We start from the raw sequence: 1,023 nt of genomic DNA on the forward strand, positions 1-1,023 counted from the left end.
GGGCCGGCCGACCATGGCGGCCTCCTTGTCCAGCGTGCCCAGCGCAGGCAGCGTGGTCGAGCAACCGATCTGCTCGTCATTCATCTGCTTGTCGCCTTGGTCAGCCAGCTGCTCGCCATCCACCAGCGATTGCAGCTTCAAGGCCGGCAACAAAGAGTGCGATTGCGCCAGCACGCGCACCACGGCGATCTTCTGGTCGTATTCGCCATTGGCGAGCGAGCGGCGGGCATCGAACAGTTCGTTTTCGCTGTCGAGCACGTCCAGCAAGGTGCGCTGGCCGATGTCGAACTGCTTGCGGTAGGCATCGCGCGCTTTCTCGGTGGAGAGCTGGTGCTGATCGAGGTAGGCGATCTGCTCGCGCAGCCGCACCACGTTGTTCCAGGCGCTTTGCGTGATCTGGCGTACGTCGCGGCAGACCTTGTCGCGCAGTTCGATGGCGCCGTTGTAGGCTTCTGCCGCGCTGCGGGTGTTGGCCTGATCGGTGCCGCCGTTGAACAGGTTCCAGTTGAGCGAAACGCCCACCAGGCCGTCCCGGAAGTTGCCATCGATGCCGTCGCGGTTCTTGTCGATGCCGCGGCTGGCAACGAATTCCAGCTTGGGGTAGTTGTTGGATTTCTGCGTGTCGATGCGGGCACGGGCAGCACGGACGTTGGCAATGGCCGCGAGAAATGAGGGGTTGTTCTTGATGGTGAGCGCCAGCAGGTCGTTCTGCGTGGGCAATGCGCCGTCGAAGCTGCCCGGTTCGCTGAGCGCTGCCGGCGGTTCTTCGCCGATCACGCGTGCATAGCGGGCGGTGACGTCGTACAGGTTGGCCTGTTCGGTCAGCCAGTTGGATTCGGCCAAGGCCATCCGGCCGGCGGCCTGTTCGAGGTCGACGCGGCGGCCGACGCCGGCCTTCACACGTTCCTGGATCTGGTCGTAGATTTCCTTGTGCGTGGCGTAGTTGTCACGCGCGAGGTCGGCCAGCTTGCGGTAGCGCAGCACGTCGTAATACGCGCGGGCGGCTTCCATCGCCATGTCGTC

General features: G+C 64.1%; 1 protein-coding gene. It reads right to left on the minus strand.

Annotation, left to right across the window (positions count from 1 at the left end):
- A partial coding sequence (locus IGB42_RS21850) for a TolC family outer membrane protein (protein WP_236822702.1) occupies window positions 1-1,011 on the minus strand: 1,011 nt, incomplete at its 3' end.
- Between the last annotated feature and the right edge of the window lie 12 nt (window positions 1,012-1,023).

The sequence above is a fragment of the Andreprevotia sp. IGB-42 genome, assembly GCF_009848685.1.
Taxonomy (GTDB): Bacteria; Pseudomonadota; Gammaproteobacteria; order Burkholderiales; family Chitinibacteraceae; genus Andreprevotia.